11 protein-coding genes and 8 pseudogenes are annotated in these 16,301 nt (G+C 51.8%); 10 read left to right on the top strand and 9 right to left on the bottom strand.

Annotated elements, in window-relative coordinates:
• Positions 1 to 160 precede the first annotated feature (160 nt).
• The 3 pseudogenes from AC2FAP_RS24130 to AC2FAP_RS24120 form a co-directional block, all read right to left on the bottom strand.
• Positions 161 to 469 (bottom strand): annotated as a pseudogene (locus AC2FAP_RS24130) (IS1 family transposase); the annotation flags it as partial.
• Positions 470 to 532: 63 nt separating this feature from the next.
• Positions 533 to 1,738, bottom strand: a pseudogene (locus tag AC2FAP_RS24125) (IS256-like element ISEae1 family transposase).
• A 104-nt stretch (positions 1,739 to 1,842) separates the two neighbouring features.
• A pseudogene (locus AC2FAP_RS24120) lies at positions 1,843 to 2,237 on the bottom strand (IS1 family transposase); the annotation flags it as partial.
• A gap of 307 nt (positions 2,238 to 2,544) precedes the next feature.
• Here AC2FAP_RS24120 and AC2FAP_RS24115 point away from each other — a divergent pair.
• The 10 genes and pseudogenes from AC2FAP_RS24115 to AC2FAP_RS24070 form a co-directional block, all read left to right on the top strand.
• Entirely contained in the window at positions 2,545 to 2,910 is a 366-nt protein-coding gene (locus tag AC2FAP_RS24115) for a LecA/PA-IL family lectin (RefSeq protein WP_172686965.1), read from the top strand.
• A 52-nt stretch (positions 2,911 to 2,962) separates the two neighbouring features.
• Positions 2,963 to 3,421, top strand: a complete 459-nt coding sequence (locus AC2FAP_RS24110) for a hypothetical protein (protein ID WP_172686966.1) — start codon at positions 2,963 to 2,965, stop codon at positions 3,419 to 3,421.
• Positions 3,422 to 5,016: 1,595 nt separating this feature from the next.
• A complete protein-coding gene (locus AC2FAP_RS24105) occupies positions 5,017 to 6,006 on the top strand; it encodes a tyrosine-type recombinase/integrase (RefSeq protein WP_172686967.1) in 990 nt (329 codons plus the stop codon).
• Positions 6,007 to 6,460: 454 nt separating this feature from the next.
• A pseudogene (locus tag AC2FAP_RS24100) lies at positions 6,461 to 7,180 on the top strand (IS110 family transposase); the annotation flags it as partial.
• 2 nt (positions 7,181 to 7,182) lie between these two features.
• A pseudogene (locus AC2FAP_RS24095) lies at positions 7,183 to 7,776 on the top strand (recombinase family protein); the annotation flags it as partial.
• A 58-nt stretch (positions 7,777 to 7,834) separates the two neighbouring features.
• The gene (locus tag AC2FAP_RS24090; protein WP_172686968.1) at positions 7,835 to 8,110 is read left to right on the top strand and encodes a copper resistance protein CopC; all 276 of its coding nucleotides are present in this window, start codon (positions 7,835 to 7,837) and stop codon (positions 8,108 to 8,110) included.
• Between the two features lie 30 nt (positions 8,111 to 8,140).
• Positions 8,141 to 8,763 (top strand): annotated as a pseudogene (gene tnpA, locus AC2FAP_RS24085) (IS66-like element accessory protein TnpA).
• Complete coding sequence (gene tnpB / locus AC2FAP_RS24080; protein WP_172687051.1) at positions 8,760 to 9,107, top strand: IS66 family insertion sequence element accessory protein TnpB; 348 nt, start codon at positions 8,760 to 8,762, stop codon at positions 9,105 to 9,107. The pseudogene tnpA and the gene tnpB overlap by 4 nt, the downstream one beginning before the upstream one ends.
• A 19-nt stretch (positions 9,108 to 9,126) precedes the next feature.
• Positions 9,127 to 10,632: pseudogene (tnpC, locus tag AC2FAP_RS24075) on the top strand (IS66 family transposase); the annotation flags it as partial.
• 131 nt (positions 10,633 to 10,763) lie between these two features.
• Positions 10,764 to 10,886: pseudogene (locus tag AC2FAP_RS24070) on the top strand (copper resistance protein CopC); the annotation flags it as partial.
• A gap of 96 nt (positions 10,887 to 10,982) precedes the next feature.
• On the opposite strand, the gene AC2FAP_RS24065 reads toward AC2FAP_RS24070, so the two are convergent.
• From AC2FAP_RS24065 to AC2FAP_RS24040, 6 genes are all read right to left on the bottom strand, one after another.
• Entirely contained in the window at positions 10,983 to 11,243 is a 261-nt protein-coding gene (locus AC2FAP_RS24065; RefSeq protein ID WP_172686970.1) for a DUF2534 family protein, read from the bottom strand.
• 77 nt (positions 11,244 to 11,320) lie between these two features.
• The gene (istB, locus tag AC2FAP_RS24060) at positions 11,321 to 12,103 is read right to left on the bottom strand and encodes an IS21-like element ISSen3 family helper ATPase IstB (RefSeq protein ID WP_001531258.1); all 783 of its coding nucleotides are present in this window, start codon (positions 12,101 to 12,103) and stop codon (positions 11,321 to 11,323) included.
• Positions 12,100 to 13,122 carry an IS21-like element ISSen3 family transposase gene (gene istA / locus AC2FAP_RS24055; protein ID WP_172686971.1) on the bottom strand — a complete coding sequence of 341 codons (1,023 nt, stop codon included), beginning with the start codon at positions 13,120 to 13,122 and terminating at the stop codon, positions 12,100 to 12,102. The genes istB and istA overlap by 4 nt, the downstream gene beginning before the upstream one ends.
• Positions 13,123 to 13,260: 138 nt before the next feature.
• Positions 13,261 to 15,327, bottom strand: a complete 2,067-nt coding sequence (locus AC2FAP_RS24050) for a TonB-dependent copper receptor (RefSeq protein WP_272755952.1) — start codon at positions 15,325 to 15,327, stop codon at positions 13,261 to 13,263.
• A gap of 82 nt (positions 15,328 to 15,409) precedes the next feature.
• Positions 15,410 to 15,796: a DUF2946 domain-containing protein gene (locus AC2FAP_RS24045; RefSeq protein ID WP_272755976.1), complete on the bottom strand. Its 387-nt coding sequence runs from the start codon at positions 15,794 to 15,796 to the stop codon at positions 15,410 to 15,412.
• A 239-nt stretch (positions 15,797 to 16,035) separates the two neighbouring features.
• Positions 16,036 to 16,301: integrase core domain-containing protein (locus AC2FAP_RS24040; RefSeq protein WP_320744208.1), on the bottom strand; the 266-nt coding region annotated here is incomplete at its 5' end.

The raw sequence follows: 16,301 nt of genomic DNA, 5'->3' as shown, positions 1-16,301 counted from the left end.
TCAAAATTGGCGTTAGTGTTAGACATATATTCAAGCCTATCTCTTATCTGGAGATACAGCTACTGTCTGGTGTTTCAGGGGGCTACATCAGTACTTAAATCCTAATCTCTGCAAAAGATATATCAATGCTTATTATTTAAGTAATCGGTGATGCCTCCAATTAGTAGAGCATGTATTTTCCGATAAAAGCACCGATGACTTTTTCATGTAGCTCAACAGAGCGGGAGAAGCAGATGGTTCTGCGAGCCAGACACTTGATTCGGGTTCTCAGTGTCAGGTTGTTGCACTCAATACGCTGAGTAAAGATTTTGCCGGTCAGGTGCTTCGCTTTCGTGAGCTCTCTGACATAGCTGCCCCATTCATCTGTGGTCAGCATACCGATGTTAAAGGGGGTGAGCAGTGCCAGTAATTCGCGGCAGGTTGCATCGGTTCGTGGACCAAACGTGTATGCCAGTACACTGCCTGTTTTGGGGTCGAGTCCGTCAAGGTGGTGTAAATTCAGTTACAGCTTTCCGGTCCGGCAATGAGCCTGTTATGCGCTGATTGGCAGCGCGTCGATTACTTCGGTTTCAGCGAGCTGGTCTATCTCCGCCATGCTGTGTTGCGGCAGGTAGCGGTTCTGCAGCAACCATTCTTCATTCTGCTCCGTCAGGACCGCACCCAGAAGCCGTATGATGCTGTCTTCGTTGGGGAAGATGCCCACTACGTCGGCACGCCGTTTCACCTCTTTGTTCAGGCGCTCCAGCGTGTTGGTCGAGTGGATTTTCACCCGGTGCGCTTTCGGGAAGCCGAAGTACGCCAGCACGTCCTATTCCGCTTCGTCCATCATCTCCGTAACCGCCGGGAAGGTTTTCTCCAGTTGGGCCGCAACCTCGCGCCAGGTGGCATGAGCGCTCTTCTCCTCTGTCTGTACGAACACCTGCTGCAGAGCGGCGCGGACCACCGACTGGCTGGCCCTGCTGACCCGGCCCAGCACGTTGCGCATGAAGTGGACCCGGCAGCGCTGCCAGCTGGCAGAGAACACCTGCCGTATCGCCGCCTTCAGGCCGCTGTGCGAGTCGGAGATAACCAGCTTCACGCCTTCCAGACCGCGCTCCTTCAGGCTCAGCAGGAAGGCAAGCCAGAACGCTTTGGCTTATGACTCACCAATGCCCATCCCGATTATCTCCCGGCGACCGTCCGAGCTGACCGCGCAGGCGATTATTACCGCCACGCTGACCACCCGACCGTTCTTGCGGACCTTCACATAGGTCGCATCCAGCCACAGATAGGGCCATTCTCCTTCCAGTGGTCGCTGCAGGAAGGCCTGCACGCGCTCATCGATACCGCGGCAGATGGACGACACCTGGCTGCGGGAGATACCGGTCATCCCCATCGACTGGACCAGCGCATCGACCTTGCGGGTGGAGACGCCATTTATCCATGCTTCCTGGATAACCGCATTGAGCGCCTTCTCCGACAGCCTGCGGGCCTCGAGAAAGGGTGGGAAGTAGGTGCCTTCCCGCAGCTTCGGGATACGCAGGTCCAGCGTGCCGAGCCGGGTGTTGTACTGCCGGTCACGGTAGCCGTTGCGGTAGGTCTCGCGCTCATCGCTGCGCTCGTGAGGCTCTGCGTTGATGCGCTGAGTGACGTCGGCTTCCATGATGCGGTTGAGCATAAATTCGGTGAGCTCACGCAGGAAATCCTCGCCGCCGAGTTGCATCAGGGTGTTGCTGAATGTCATGCTGTTGTCAGCCATCGGTTGACTCCTTCTAAGATAATTGTCTGATTAACCATTACCTTACCGGATAAGCCGATGGCTCTCACCATCCTTCCGAATTTACACCACGCACTAAGACTCTACCCTGTTTTGGTGTTATACGCATACCAGAGCCAGTGTTGCCGGGCCTTACTGCCAACAAAACTCCATTGCTCGTCGAGTTCACAGATAAGCGCCACATCAGCATGGGCCACTGGCGATGACGTTATTCGTCGTGGCGAGAGTTTTTTAAAGTCCGGATGACGGTATTGATATCCACTTTCAGCGTCCGGGAGGTATCGCGAACTCCGGCACCGTTGAAGGCCATTTCGGTGATCTGCTCTTTAACCCCCGGCTTACGGGCCTCGTATGAGTAAGTGAGCTGAAACACGCAGTGGCAGTCCTGGCAGCGGAACCGGTCGTGTCCGTTCGGGTTCTGCACGTGACGATAAACCTGAGCAGACTGACAACGGGGGCAATTAACGGTAACGCTGGCCATGAGTAAACCTCAAAGGCGAGCATTATACATCGAATTCAACCAATTAGAGGCATTACCGGCTATTTTTATCTTGCAGAGTTCATTTTCTTCTGTGCATTTTAATCCGCATGTTTTGTTTTATTTGCACATTGGGGTGTTTTTTCTGCTTCTCTTCCGGCACGTAAAATAGGCAAAGGCTTGCTTTAATGTGTTTTCAGGGTGTCTATTCCATCGGTTTCTCTATAGATCACGCGACAAATTATTTTTTATTAAGTATTATTAGCTTTAACGTAGTTTTAAACTTGCTAATTGCTGATGGTGGAAGAAAATGAATAACGTCTCTTCATGGAGTGGAAAAGTTTACACAGATAATCCCTTGGGAACCTCAACAGAGATTGAGGTACAGGCAGGACAGTACCTGACAGTGCTTGCAAAAGGATGGGCGAAATATGGCAAGGAAGAGTACGCTATTATTTCACCGCAAGGGCGGATTCCAAGGTATTCAACAGACCTGAGATTATCAAAATCATCGTTGTTAGTAGTTATTAATGATATTTTTCAGCCTGTTGAGGGTTATCTCTACAAGTGGCTGGTTCCGGTATCTGGAGTGGTTAAAATTGTTTTCTCAGATAATCCTGACATGTACACAGATAACACCGGCTTCTTTGATGTTGAGATTTATATAGAAGACTGACATACCACATACCAGAAACATCTGTTTAGCACAGCCTGATGAGGTTAAGCCTATGATAAAAATGAATATTTTGGTTTTTACTTTTTATGCATTTTGCTTTGCTACTCCAAATATTACTTTGGCAAAGGATTTTTCTCTTGGCTACAGTTTAACAAGTGCTAACGGCTATAAGATGACGGGATATAATGTCGTTATATCTCCGATTGATTCTTTTCCGGTTTCAGTATCAGGAACATTTTCACATAATGAAAGCCGATACAAACAAAAATATGCATCTCTTATGCTTGGTACTTCATTGACAAACGGTCTGGAGTTTACTCCATTTATAGGTGTTGCTGCCACATCTAATGTAAGTTATAACCAACGCCATGAGTTATATGGTCCCGCAGCAGGGTTTACTTTAGCCCATAAATTTTTAGAGAATATGATTTTATACACCGGATGTGAATTCGCTTATGTCTATTCCGATTCAGTACGGACATGTTCAGTTGGCGTTGGAATAAGCATGTGAAAATATCTGAACAAGGCAAGTAATACAGTAAACACGCTCATGCTAAAACCTTTTGATAATTAGAACTGCCACTGAATGTTGGGGTGGGATTGTTCGGAACTGCAGGTGGTGTTTGACTACCAACCGCTGTGTGCTGCCCAAGTACTTATAAAGTAACACTTCATTAGGCTTAAAATCTACATTGTTGGTAACCCAGACCGCCAAACTGAAATTTTGCTTAAAGTTCAATTTAACGTTGAAGAGAATAATTATGTGACCAAAGACTGAGTATATAAAAAGTTTCTGTGTGACGGGCTTTCCCTTCGTACGAGAAACATTGATGAGTCCAGTTCTAAAACCGCAAGAATTCCAGGTCTTTGGATTCGCTTTTACTCAGAGAGAGTGACAGAGAAGATAAAAACTGTTACCTCATGCTCAAGTTTTTGGTGTTTACTCCGCTTATGAAACTGACGCTTCCAGCTTTTATGATTTAACCATTGGTGTCTCTGTTGATAAGACAAATTTAAATGATTGATTTTAAAATAATCCAATATGCGAAATAGAATTTATTTGCGCGTATACTCATTTATATTTTTATCTGCGGTGAATCCTCCTACGCGGAGGGGCTAATACTGCAGTTGTACTGAACCGTTATACTAGCGAGTCACGGTTGCTGACCAACGACTTACTGTGAGGCACCTGGCGCCGAACTCCTTCTTAATCAATGTTTACATACTTTGCACTTTCAGATGCGATGACGTGAAATCCAGCGTTACCCAGCAACATCGTATTTTCCTGATAGCCCATCCCTTGGGCTTTTTCCTGTAGCATGTTGGCTTTTCATTTTTAAACATTTATTTTTTTTATTTCAGTATTTATGATTCCATCAGCACGCTAAGCTTATATTGTGTGGTAAATGCTTCTTGTACGGAAGGGCGGAAAATTAAAGTGCTATCTGCAGGTATCCTCACGATTTCTAAGCTGGTGAGACATCATCGGGAGGCACCCGGCACCACATGCTCCAGTATCTAACTAATACGTACATAGTGTTTTCAGATGCAATGATGTGAAATCCTGCATTAGCCATAAGCATCATATTTGTCTGATAGTCCCGGGCCTTATTAGCTTGGAATACTCATTTATTGAAAAGAATTCCATTATTTTAATCGGGCGTACAGCGGTAACGGATGTGCGATAAAGGTGGCTCAATATGTATCAATTATTATTGACATTAGTTTTTATTGTTGTGATTTACGTTCTGCTTGAAATACCCTTTACATCTCTGACTGATGCCAGGAAAATTACCATGTTCAATGGTGAGAAACTCCACCGAAGGTACAGGAAAATCAAAGAGATGGTGAATCGCAAAAAATAGTTTCGTGATTAAAACCGCTTTTCCGTTCAACTGGTACGTTGGAAATGCTTCGTTCTATCACTGCATAACTTAAAACCGCATGACTGTTGACCCATATCAGTTATGTGGTTTTTATTTTACAAATCTATTTATTAAAATGTATCTTTGAAAAAGTAGACTTTCTGCGGTACGCTCTGACGGTACATTTCCCCCGATTTTCCACGCAGCGCGCCGGAGGCTTCCGGCCCGGACGGAGCCCGACATGAGCCTGATGCCTGATGACAACCCGGAGTCGGATCTGCCTTCAGCGGTAATTCCCCCCGGTGAGGATTTTCTCCCGGCATTGTCCGGGCAGGACGCACCGGTCAGTCCGGCCCGGGCCTATCTGCTGTCCCTCAATTCGCCCCGCAGCCGGCAGACCATGGCCTCGTTCCTTTGTATTGTCGCCGGCATGCTTGGCGCTTCATCCCTGGAGTCCTGCAGCTGGGGCAGCCTGCGACGCCATCACGTGATGGCCGTTACTGAGCTGCTGCGCGACACCGGCCGGGCCACGGCAACCGTTAACACCTATCTTTCGGCGCTGAAGGGAGTGGCAAAGGAAGCCTGGATGCTGAAGCTGATGGATGTAGAGAGTTTTCAGCATATTAGGGCGGTGCGCAATCTGCGTGGAAGTCGTCTCCCGCGAGGGCGGGCCCTGCCGCCTGAGGAGATCAGGGCGCTGTTTGGTGCCTGTGAGGCTGATGACTCCAGTATCGGGGTTCGTGATGCGGCGATGCTGGCCGTGATTCTTGGCTGCGGCCTGCGACGCTCGGAGGCCGTGGGGCTGGATTTGCGTGACGTTGTCACATATGAGCGGGCACTACGTGTGCTGGGTAAGGGCAACAAGGAGCGCCAGGCCTACATGCCGGCAGGCACCTGGCAGCGGCTCAGGATATGGATCGATGATGTGCGCGGGGAAAAAGACGGACCGCTGTTCACCCGCATCCGCCGGTTTGATACCCTGACTAACGACCGGCTGACCGACCAGGCGGTGTACCATGTCCTGCAGGTGCGCCAGCGCCAGGCCGGAATAGCGAAATGCGCCCCGCACGATTTAAGGCGCACTTTTGCCACGGCCATGCTGGATAATGGTGAGGATTTAATCACGGTGAAGGATGCGATGGGCCACGCCAGCGTCACCACCACCCAGCAGTACGATCGGCGAGGGGAAGCGCGCCTGCGTACTGCGCGCGACCGTCTGGATCTGATATGAACTTAACAAGGTATCAAGATGTTAAGTTAACAAGATACCAGATTATGATGCTCGCAGGCAGCGCAATTTTCTGGAATGGTGCCGCAGCGGAACTTCCGTTAAAGTAGTTCTGTCGGCTATCCTGCTTCCCCTTCTGAACCGGGGTGGTTTGGATATGCGGGATGGCCGGTCCTTTTCGTTCTTTCGCCTGGTACCAGATGCGATTATGAGGATTATGAAGCGTGAAAATCTTCTGCAACTTCAGGTTTAAATCGTGGTGTGCCCATACGCTCCTCCTTCTATCTCAAAAGTGGATTACTATGAACTGGCTTAGATTTGGCAAGGCCTGTGTAGTCCGATTCCTCCCGGCGTTATTGAAGCCCGCAGCAAAGCGATTGACGTACAAACTGAGCCGTTCATCAGAAGCCCGAACAGTTGTCCGAACTTCAAATCGTATTTGCAAGGAGGGGTATAGATGAGCGTGTCAAATCAACGTTGTGCAGGCATAGATGTTTCAAAAGGTACTCTGGATATTGCAATCAGCAATATTGCCAGCCAGTTCACTGCTCCATATGGAACTGATGGTTTTACTCAAGTTCTCAGAGAGTTAAAGAGAAATGAAACAAGGTTGATCCTCATGTAAGCGACAGGGGTCTGGAGTTAGGTGTGGCTTGTTATCTTCAATCAGAAGGCTTTGACGTTGTCGTCATTAATCCCCGCCAGGCTCGAGATTTTGCCCGTGCAATGGGCTATCTGGCGAAGACTGATCGTATAGATGCCAGAGTATTGCTTCAGATGTCGGAAGTTATTAACCAGCACCCGGAACGGAAACAGTACATTCGTCCCTTGCCTGATGCTCACAGGTAGATTCTGGCTGCGATGGTGCTCAGACGCAGACAGCTAACAGCTATGCTTACAGCCGAGCGAAACCGATGGCATCCCTCGCATCCTCTGAGCCATGCAAGCATTAGATCAATTATTTCGGCTCTGAAGGGCGAGCTGGCACGTATTGAAGGTGAAATGGCGATTCACATCAAGGAGCATTTCAGTGCATTATCCGAGCGTTCTGAACGCAGTTAAAAGCGTTGGAACTGCCACAGTCGCCGTGCTACTGGCAGAAGTTCCGGAACTTGGCTCACTGTCACGACGAGAAATTAGCGCCCTTATTGGGGTTGCTCCAGTAAACAGAGATTCCGTTTTGCTTACTGCCGGGTCTCAACTCTGGAGCAAACAACAGAGAACCAGCGCAGAGAAATTGAAGTGGCGGGTTTTGCCATCAGACCCCAGAGATTTGTGGAAGAACATATCAGTGGTTCGGTTGCGGCATCTGAGCGGCCAGGATTTATCCGTTTGCTTGATCGCATGGAAAGTGGTGACGTGCTGATAGTCACCAAACTTGACCGACTGGGCCGCAATGCGATGGATATAAGAAAAACAGTTGAGCAACTGGCCGCTTCTGATATACGAGTGCATTGCCTTGCGCTGGGCGGTGTTGATCTCACCAGTCCTGCCGGGAAAATGACCATGCAGATCATCTCGGCTGTGGCAGAGTTTGAGAGAGACTTATTACTTGAGCGCACATACTCGGGTATAGCAAGGGCAAAAGCAGACGGAAAAAGGTTTGGCCGCCCTTCAAGCCTAAATGAAGAACAGCAACGGGCAGTGATTGATCGTTTAAACGCCGGAACCACCATCAGCGCAGTTGCTCGGGAGTTTAATACATCCCGGCAAACAATAATCCGGGTTAGAGAGGGTAATCAGAAACGCAATGCTGTATTACCGGATTACTGAATGCTTATAATTAAGATACCGACCTGAATCAGATGTAAACACAACCGATGGAGTAAAAATGAAAATACCTGCAATTTTTCCGGTCTTAGTGATGGGGCTGTCCTCATTCTTTGTATCCCAGCAAGCGATGGCGCATGCTCATCTTAAGACTGCTGTCCCCGGCGATAAAGCTGAACTAACAGAGTCCCCTAAACAGCTGGCATTGAGCTTTACAGAATCTCTTGAGCCCTCTTTTTCCAAAGCGGAATTAAAAAATGCAGACCGCGATATTATTCCGACCGTAAGCGTCACAATTAGACCGTCTGTGCAGCAGGCTCCGGTTCCGGGAAAATAGTGTCCATCATTTTTTAATGGACACTATCGCTTGAAACACCGGACATGGCTTCTTGAGGTACTTCGCCTCCACTTTGAAGAAAAACTGCCGCGCATTGAGGCCGGACGCCGGTTAGGCATCCCCAAAACCACGGCCTGCGATCTCTTTGTTCGCTTCAGGAAAGCCGGTCTCTCCTGGCCTTTGCCGCCACGGATCAACGCAAAAACCCGGATAAACGCCTTTACCGGCAGAACTCCCGAAAATCGTCCATTCTTCCCGTAGTCCCTGCGCTCTGCGAAATCCCTGTCGCCCGCAAACGACCACGACGTCCCAACTTCCCCCGCGACTTCAAAATCGCACTGGTGGCGCAGTCGATGCAGCCCGGCGTCAGCGTGGCACAACTGGCCCGTGAAAATAACATTAACGACAATCTCCTGTTCAACTGGCGACGTCGTTATCAGCAGGAGCTGTCAGGGACTCCGGCCAGCACGCCAGCACTGCTCCCCGTGACGCTGACCGCTACCGAAAGGCAGGTCAGCCCGCTGACACCCTCTGCGGAAGAGTCTCCCTGCTGCGAACTGGTTCTGCCCGCCGGTACGCTGCGTATTAGTGGAAAGCTGACGCCAGAGCTGCTGCAGATGCTTATCCGGGAAATGCAGGGAGGATGCCGGTGATATCACTCCCTGCGGGCTCCCGCATCTGGCTGGTCGCCGGCGTGACGGACATGCGCAACGGCTTCAATGGCCTTGCTTCCATAGTGCAGAACACGTTACGGGATGACCCCTTCAGCGGTCATCTGTTCATCTTCCGGGGGCGTCGCGGCGACATGATAAAGGTGCTGTGGGCGGACCGGGACGGCCTGTGCCTGTTCACCAAACGCCTGGAACGGGGGCGCTTCGTCTGGCCGGTGACCCGCGACGGCAAAATCCACCTGACGCCGGCGCAGCTGTCCATGCTGCTGGAAGGCATTAACTGGAAGCATCCGCAGCGAACGGAACGCCCTGGAATACGCCTGTAACCTGCTGTAAAGTGGGGTTATGGAGACCTCATACCCTGATGAAAACGCCCGGCTCAGGGCGCTGCTGCAGGAGCAGCAGACCACCATCCGCAAAATGGCGGAGTATAACCGCCTGCTCTCACAGCGGGTGGCGGCGTACGCCAGCGAAATTAACCGGCTGAAGGCGCTGGTCGCTAAGCTGCAGCGGATGCAGTTCGGCAAAAGCTCCGAAAAGCTGCGTGAGAAAACGCAGCGCCAGGTGCGCGAGGCAGAGGAGCGCATCAGCGCCCTGCAGGAGGAGATGGCGGAGGTGCTGGGAGAGCAGCATGACCCGGTACTGCCCCAGCCGCTGCGCCAGTCTTCCTCTCGCAAACCGCTGCCGGCATCGCTTCCCCGAGAAACCCGCACGCTGTCGCCGGCAGAAACCGCCTGTCCGGAATGCGGTGGCGAGCTCACTGCGCTGGGCTGCGACGTATCGGAGCAGCTCGAGCTTATCAGCAGCGCCTTTAAGGTTATCGAAACGCAGCGGCCGAAGCTGGCCTGCTGCAGCTGCGACCACATCGTTCAGACACCCATGCCTTCAAAACCCATTGAGCGCAGCTATGCGGGGCCCGGCCTGCTGGCGCGCATCGTCACGGCGAAGTTCGCCGAACATGTGCCTCACTATCGTCAGTCAGAGATATACCGTCGTCAGGGTGTTGAACTGAGTCGTGCCACGCTGGGGCGCTGGTCCGGCGCGGTCAGCGAACTGATGGAGCCGCTGTACGACCTGCTTCGCCAGTACGTGCTGATGCCGGGTAAGGTGCATACCGACGATATCCCTGTGCCGGTGCAGGAGCCGGGCAGCGGCAAAACCCGCACGGCCCGGCTGTGGGTCTACGTCCGGGATGACCGTAACGCGGGGTCACAACTTCCACCGGCGGTATGGTTCGCGTACTCGCCGGACCGGAAAGGCGTGCATCCACAGCAACATCTTGCCGGGTACAGCGGTATCCTGCAGGCGGACGCGTACGGTGGCTACAACGCGCTGTACGAAGACGGCCGCATCACCGAAGCGGCGTGTATGGCACACGCCCGCCGAAAAATCCACGACGTCCACGTCCGCCTCCCAACAGATATCACAACCGAAGCACTGAGGCGCATCGGCGAACTGTACGCCATCGAGGCGGAGATACGCGGCAGTCCGGCAGAGGAAAGGCTGGCGACCAGAAAAGCCAAAGCCATACCGCGGATGCAGTCGTTGTATGACTGGATACAGGAACAGATGAAGGTGCTGTCGCGCCACTCGGATACGGCGAAGGCGTTCGCCTACCTGCTGAAGCAGTGGGACGCGTTAAACCTGTACTGCAGCAACGGGTGGGCGGAGATCGACAACAACATCGCGGAGAACGCACTACGTGGCGTAGCCCTGGGCCGGAAGAACTGGCTGTTCGCGGGTTCAGACGCGGGCGGTGAACGTGCTGCGATCCTGTACTCGCTGATCGGCACCTGCCGGCTGAATGGTGTGGAGCCGGAGGCGTGGCTGCGCTATGTCCTGGGACATATCTAGGACTGGCCGGTAAACCGGCTGCGCGACCTGCTGCCGTGGAAAAGCGATCTCACATCTGCATAAGCGTCAATACGGTCTGGATGTGACGCTTACTTCCGACCGGTAAACCAGCCCTTGATCCAAAAGACAAAGCGACGTTAATAGTGCCTGTGAGCACGACGCTCGATAAAGGACAATATGAAGTCGACTGGACAGCTCTTTCAGTAGATGGTCATAAAACACAGGGAAAATATACCTTTACTGTTAAGTAAAAGGCCGAAGTAGACATGTATCGTGCCAGTGTAAATGACACGATACATTTTTGAATGCGCTTGCGTTCCGGTTGTGAACAACAAACGCGCATTCAGTTATTCTGAATCATCTTTAGGGCCGAGAAAGTAAAACCCAAAAGGCAGCGACCCCACAATGGTGAACATAAGGCTGTAAATGGCCACCCATGCGCCCTGGATGATAAAGAGGGATATGTCCCAGGTTTCCATCGGCAGATTGTACTGGTCTTCTACGCCCTGGAACGCGGCTTGCGACACCACGCATACCGCAACGATAAACACACAAGCCACAGCAATAAGAAACTTTTTCCCCTCCGGGGTTTTGAGAATTTTAAACATAACAATTTCTGTCAACAACGGGTAAAAAGTGATCCACTAACCGTCACCACCAACGGTTTAATATTGATCCACCTTGTTTACTCAGGATTAGCTTCCGCTATAACCCCGGCCTTTCGTTTCTGCTTCAGTCGATAGCTCTCTCCTTTTATCTGGACTACGTGTGAGTGATGTAAGATCCGATCCAGCATCGCCGATGTCAGGGCCGCATCACCTGCGAACGTCTGGTCCCACTGCCCGAACGGCAGGTTGGAGGTCAGGATCATCGCGCTCTTCTCGTAACGTTTGGCGATGACCTGGAAGAACAGCTTGGCTTCCTCCTGACTGAACGGCAGATAGCCTATTTCATCGATGATAAGCAGCTTCGGGGCCATGACACCACGATTGAGAGTCGTTTTGTAACGGCCCTGACGCTGTGAAGTGGACAGCTGTAGCAGCAGGTCCGCTGCTGTTGTGAAGCGAACCTTGATGCCCGCCCGTACTGCTTCGTAGCCCATAGCTATCGCCAGATGTGTTTTTCCCACGCCCGATGGCCCCAGCAACACGATGTTTTCGTTACGCTCTATGAAGCTCAGGGATCGCAGCGACTGGATTTGCTTCTGAGGAGCGCCGGTGGCGAAGGTGAAGTCGTACTCCTCGAACGTCTTCACCGCCGGGAAGGCTGCCATCCGCGTGTACATCGCCTGTTTACGCTGATGCCGGGCCAGTTTCTCCTCATGTAACAGGTGCTCCAGGAAGTCCATGTAGCTCCATTCCTGATCCACCGCCTGTTGCGACAGCGCCGGCGCTGCGCCGATAAGACTGTCCAGCTGCAGCTGTTCAGCAAGTACCATCAGCCGTTGATGTTGCAGTTCGACCATCATGCGGCTCCTCTGCAGAACGTGTCATAGATGGAGAGTGGATGATGCAACGGCTGCCTGTCGAAGGTCATCAGGCTTTCATCAACCTGCACGTCATACTGTTTCTTCTCCAGTGGCAGTGCCAGCATGGATTGCTGTTCCTCCACCCAGCGATCACAGGGGCGGGTCTGGATAGTTTCATGCTTACGTTGATTGGCCACATCGTACAGCCAGCGCAGGCCGTAACGGTTTGCGGTTTCAACATCGAGGGTGATCCCCATCGGGCGCAGGCGCGTCATTAACGGGATATAGAAGCTGTTTCGGGTGTACTGCACCATCCGCTCCACCTTGCCTTTAGTCTGCGCCCTGAAGGGACGGCACAGGCGGGGAGAGAAGCCCATCTCTTTACCGAACTGCCACAGGGAAGGATGGAACCGGTGCTGCCCGGTCTGGTAAGCATCACGCTGCAGCACCACCGTTTTCATATTGTCGTACAGGACTTCCTGCGGTACACCGCCGAAGAAGCTGAACGCATTGCGGTGACAGGCTTCCAGCGTGTCGTAGCGCATGTTGTCGGCGAACTCGATGTAAAGCATTCTGCTGTATCCCAGAACAGCAACGAACACATGCAGGGGTGACTTGCCGTTTCGCATGGTCCCCCAGTCAACCTGCATCTGCCGTCCGGGCTCGGTTTCGAAGCGAACGACCGGTTCTGCCTGTGCTGGCAGGGTCTGTTTGCGGATGAACTCTCTCAGGATAGTAAGCCCTCCACGATAGCCCAGCTCCATGATTTCCCTGGCAATAACGGTCGCCGGAATTTTGTAGGGATGCGCATCGCTGATCCGCTTAGAGATGTAATCACGGTATTCATCGAGCAGTGATGATGGTGCCGGGCGTGGTGAATACTGCGGCTTTTCAGATTTAGCTTTCAGGTGGCTGCGGACAGTATTGCGCGAAATACCCAGCTCCCTGGCAATGGCCCGGATACTCATTCCCCGCTTGTGCAGGACTTTAATTTCCATACGAATCTCAAAAGTGATCATAAGCTCCCCTGTATTCAGAGGAGCAGATTAACCCCTGGATCAATTTTCAACCGCTGGGGTGGATCAGTTTTGCACCGTTGGTGACAATTTCCTCATATTTTCTGAATAAACAACCCGGCCCTTTCGAACCGGGACCGGTCAGAATGTCACATTAATTTTGCCCCAGAATGTTCTTCCTGGTTCGTTAACGGAGGTATTGGCGGAGTAGCCAAAGCTACTGTTACCCGCTAGGTTGAGATGCTCGCTGTAATCCTTGTCCAGAAGATTATCGACACCGGCGCTCACTTTAAAGTACTTGTTCACGCGGTAAGCGGCGTTGGCGGAAACCACGGCAAAACCGGCGCTGCTGTCAAAATCTTTACCCACCACATTACCTTCATTAATCGCCACCCGATGCTGGCTACTGACCAGACGTATCAGCCCGGTACTGCTCCAGTTACCACTTTCCCAGGATAATCCCAGACGGGCTTCGAGAGGAGGCATTTGCGGAAGGGGTTTACCATCTTCTGTGTTCCTGCCCCAGGAATAGGCCAGACTGGCGTCGGTTTTCCAGCTGTCGGTCAGCTTATAGCTGACACCGGCTTCGCCTCCCATGATGGTGGCGTTGATGTTATCGACCTGGCTGATATATGCATCGTTGGGATCGTAGCGGAAAAGGATAAAATCATTTACGCGACCGACATAAGCAGAAACCCAGGCGTTTGTACGTTTGCCGGAATACTGTGCGCCAATATCAAGCTGGGTCGTTTTTTCGGTTTTCACTTTATCAAACGCGTCTGAGGTGCCGTCAGGCCCGAAGGTGGGGGAAAACAGTTCCCAGTAGTCCGGGAAACGTTCTGTATACCCAAGCCCGGCATACAGCATTAGCTGCATTTCTGCGAGGGTATGCTCGAAACGTACAAACCCGGCAGGAAGGGTGTCCGTTCGCTCTGAGGAGCCTTTCCCGGAAAAATTATCCACGAGGACACGATCAAGGCGAGCGCCCCCCACTAACTTGCTTGAATCAGAGGTATTCCAGGTGAGTTCACTGAAGAGACCATAATCATGGAAACGGGCATCTTTGACCCAGCTGTTATCCATTTTATTACGATGGGTATTCAGCTGGGTATCGGCGCCGCTTTTCAGCTCCACATCCGCCCACTCCCACGTGCCCATCATACGACCGCCAACAGTACGTCTGTCGACCTCCATCGCCATTGGCATATTCATATCCATTGACATGCCTGCATCCATTGAGTCACCCATGCCGCTTTCTGCCATTCCTTCCGACATACCTCCTGACATACCACCGCCGGGTGAACGAAGTGAATAGTTATCCATAATGTGGTCGGCGTAGTTGTAATAGACATTCGCTTCAAATTTCTGGAATACCTCCCCGATATTTGATTTTCCGAACCTGGCACCCAGGCTTTCTCGACTGAACTGGGAGCCGTCCATACTGCGCCCCGCATAACGCGATTCCCCGTCCCCTTTCCCTGCCGTCAGTTCAATCAGGGTATCTTTATCGGGCGTCCAGCCGAGCGCCATATCGCCGTTCCATTTATCCCATTTTGAGGGGACGCGATCGCCATTACCATCCTTATAGTCATCGGAACGCGATTTGTTACCCATGAGGCGCAAATATCCATCTTCGCTACCCAGGCTGATATCCGCATTCTCATCCCAGCGATTGTTCGAGGCAGCAAGCAGGCTGGCATTTCCCTGTACGCCGGGTTTATCAAAACGCGGCTGCTCGCGATCGAAACGAATTGTCCCTGCAGAGTTACCTGGCCCCCACAGGACCGTTTGCGGTCCTTTGGTCAACGTCAGAAGGTCAAAACTTTCCGGGGAGATATAAGAGCTGGGGGCATCCATTCGGGCCGGGCAGGCACCCAGCATTTCGCCATTATTGGTCAGGATACGCAGACGAGATCCGAACATTCCGCGGAAAACCGGATCGCCATTTGTACCACCGGCCCGTATTTGTGAAAAGCCGGGGATGGTTTTCAGGTAATCGGAACCATCACTTGCCGGGACAGGCTGACGCGGTCGTTTTGGGGACGTGACAACTTCCAGCGGCGATAAGGCGGGAGCCGTAACAACCATGACGGAATCATCCTCCATCGTTGCGTGATCGTGACTCTCCTGGGCATTAACGGCATTCGTCTGGAATGCCATCATAATCAGAACTGCAAGAGGAGTACGTACAAAGCGTTGAGTTTTCATTATTTGCCTTACTGTTTTTCTGGCGTAAGCAACCTTGCCTGTCCTGAGACAGCCAGCAGATTACGTCTGTTTTTGTGAGGAATTAATTCGCAGAAAGAAAAGCAGCAGGAGGGGCGCGGGCACGCTGAGGCGCCCAGGCGCGGAAAATCGGTGAGAAAATGGCCTGTAGATGAAGAGACAGACGAACGCAGAGTAACATCAGCCAGAGCATTACCGTCAGCACGAACTGGACGAAAGGCAGATGAATCAGTAATTGACAGTACCCACAGGCAATTTCTTCCATCGGGGACATAGCGTGTCCAGCCATTATGGGATGAACCATGGTGAGGTTTTGTTCGCAGTGTTCCGGCATAGCCATACCATGATGCTCAGGCATGGCAGTCGTAATCGCTGAACTCACACAGTCGGAATGGTGAACTAAAGATTTAGATATGACAGGCGCAATGAACAACATGGCTACTGAGAGCAATGCTATACATGCTGCAATGAAGAAGAAACGATTGCGCCCGTACAAAATGTTACCCGGTCATGACTATATGGGCGCTAGTGTATCTTATTTGATTTGCAAATGTTAACAGAACTCACCTTTTAGCTCATGATTGAAAAATCTGCTGACATGGTATGTTTAAGAGCTGCCAGTATGTCAAAAGAGTATTGAACAGCGGTAAATTTGATCTTGACCCGCCATCTCCAGACAGCTTTTGTATCTTAAGTTAACGATGCCCGCAGGCGCCGGTATTCTCTCGGGGAGTGATATCCCAGTGCGCTGTGCGGATGGTTTTCATTGTAATGATTGAACGCCTCAGCAAGGTTCTGCAACGCCGTTCGCACATTCGGTTTTGGCATGAACGCGATGTAGTCTTCCTTCATCGTCTTTACGAACCGTTCGGCCATGCCGTTACTCTGTGGACTGCTCACTGCCGTTGTGCAGGCTTCCAGATTCAGATCTGCGGCGAACTTGCGCGTGTCATGCG

The sequence above is a fragment of the Enterobacter cloacae complex sp. 394I7 genome (assembly GCF_057320345.1).
This window is presented reverse-complemented; position numbering and strand designations above follow the sequence as displayed.

Coding starts and splice junctions, on each gene's coding strand:
- AC2FAP_RS24065 (WP_172686970.1), bottom strand. CDS start 11,243: ATGTTTAAAATTCTCAAAACCCCGGAGGGGAAAAAGTTTCTTATTGCT.
- AC2FAP_RS24050 (WP_272755952.1), bottom strand. CDS start 15,327: ATGAAAACTCAACGCTTTGTACGTACTCCTCTTGCAGTTCTGATTATG.
- AC2FAP_RS24115 (WP_172686965.1), top strand. CDS start 2,545: ATGAATAACGTCTCTTCATGGAGTGGAAAAGTTTACACAGATAATCCC.
- istB (WP_001531258.1), bottom strand. CDS start 12,103: ATGATGGTCGAACTGCAACATCAACGGCTGATGGTACTTGCTGAACAG.
- istA (WP_172686971.1), bottom strand. CDS start 13,122: ATGATCACTTTTGAGATTCGTATGGAAATTAAAGTCCTGCACAAGCGG.
- AC2FAP_RS24105 (WP_172686967.1), top strand. CDS start 5,017: ATGAGCCTGATGCCTGATGACAACCCGGAGTCGGATCTGCCTTCAGCG.
- AC2FAP_RS24110 (WP_172686966.1), top strand. CDS start 2,963: ATGATAAAAATGAATATTTTGGTTTTTACTTTTTATGCATTTTGCTTT.
- AC2FAP_RS24090 (WP_172686968.1), top strand. CDS start 7,835: ATGAAAATACCTGCAATTTTTCCGGTCTTAGTGATGGGGCTGTCCTCA.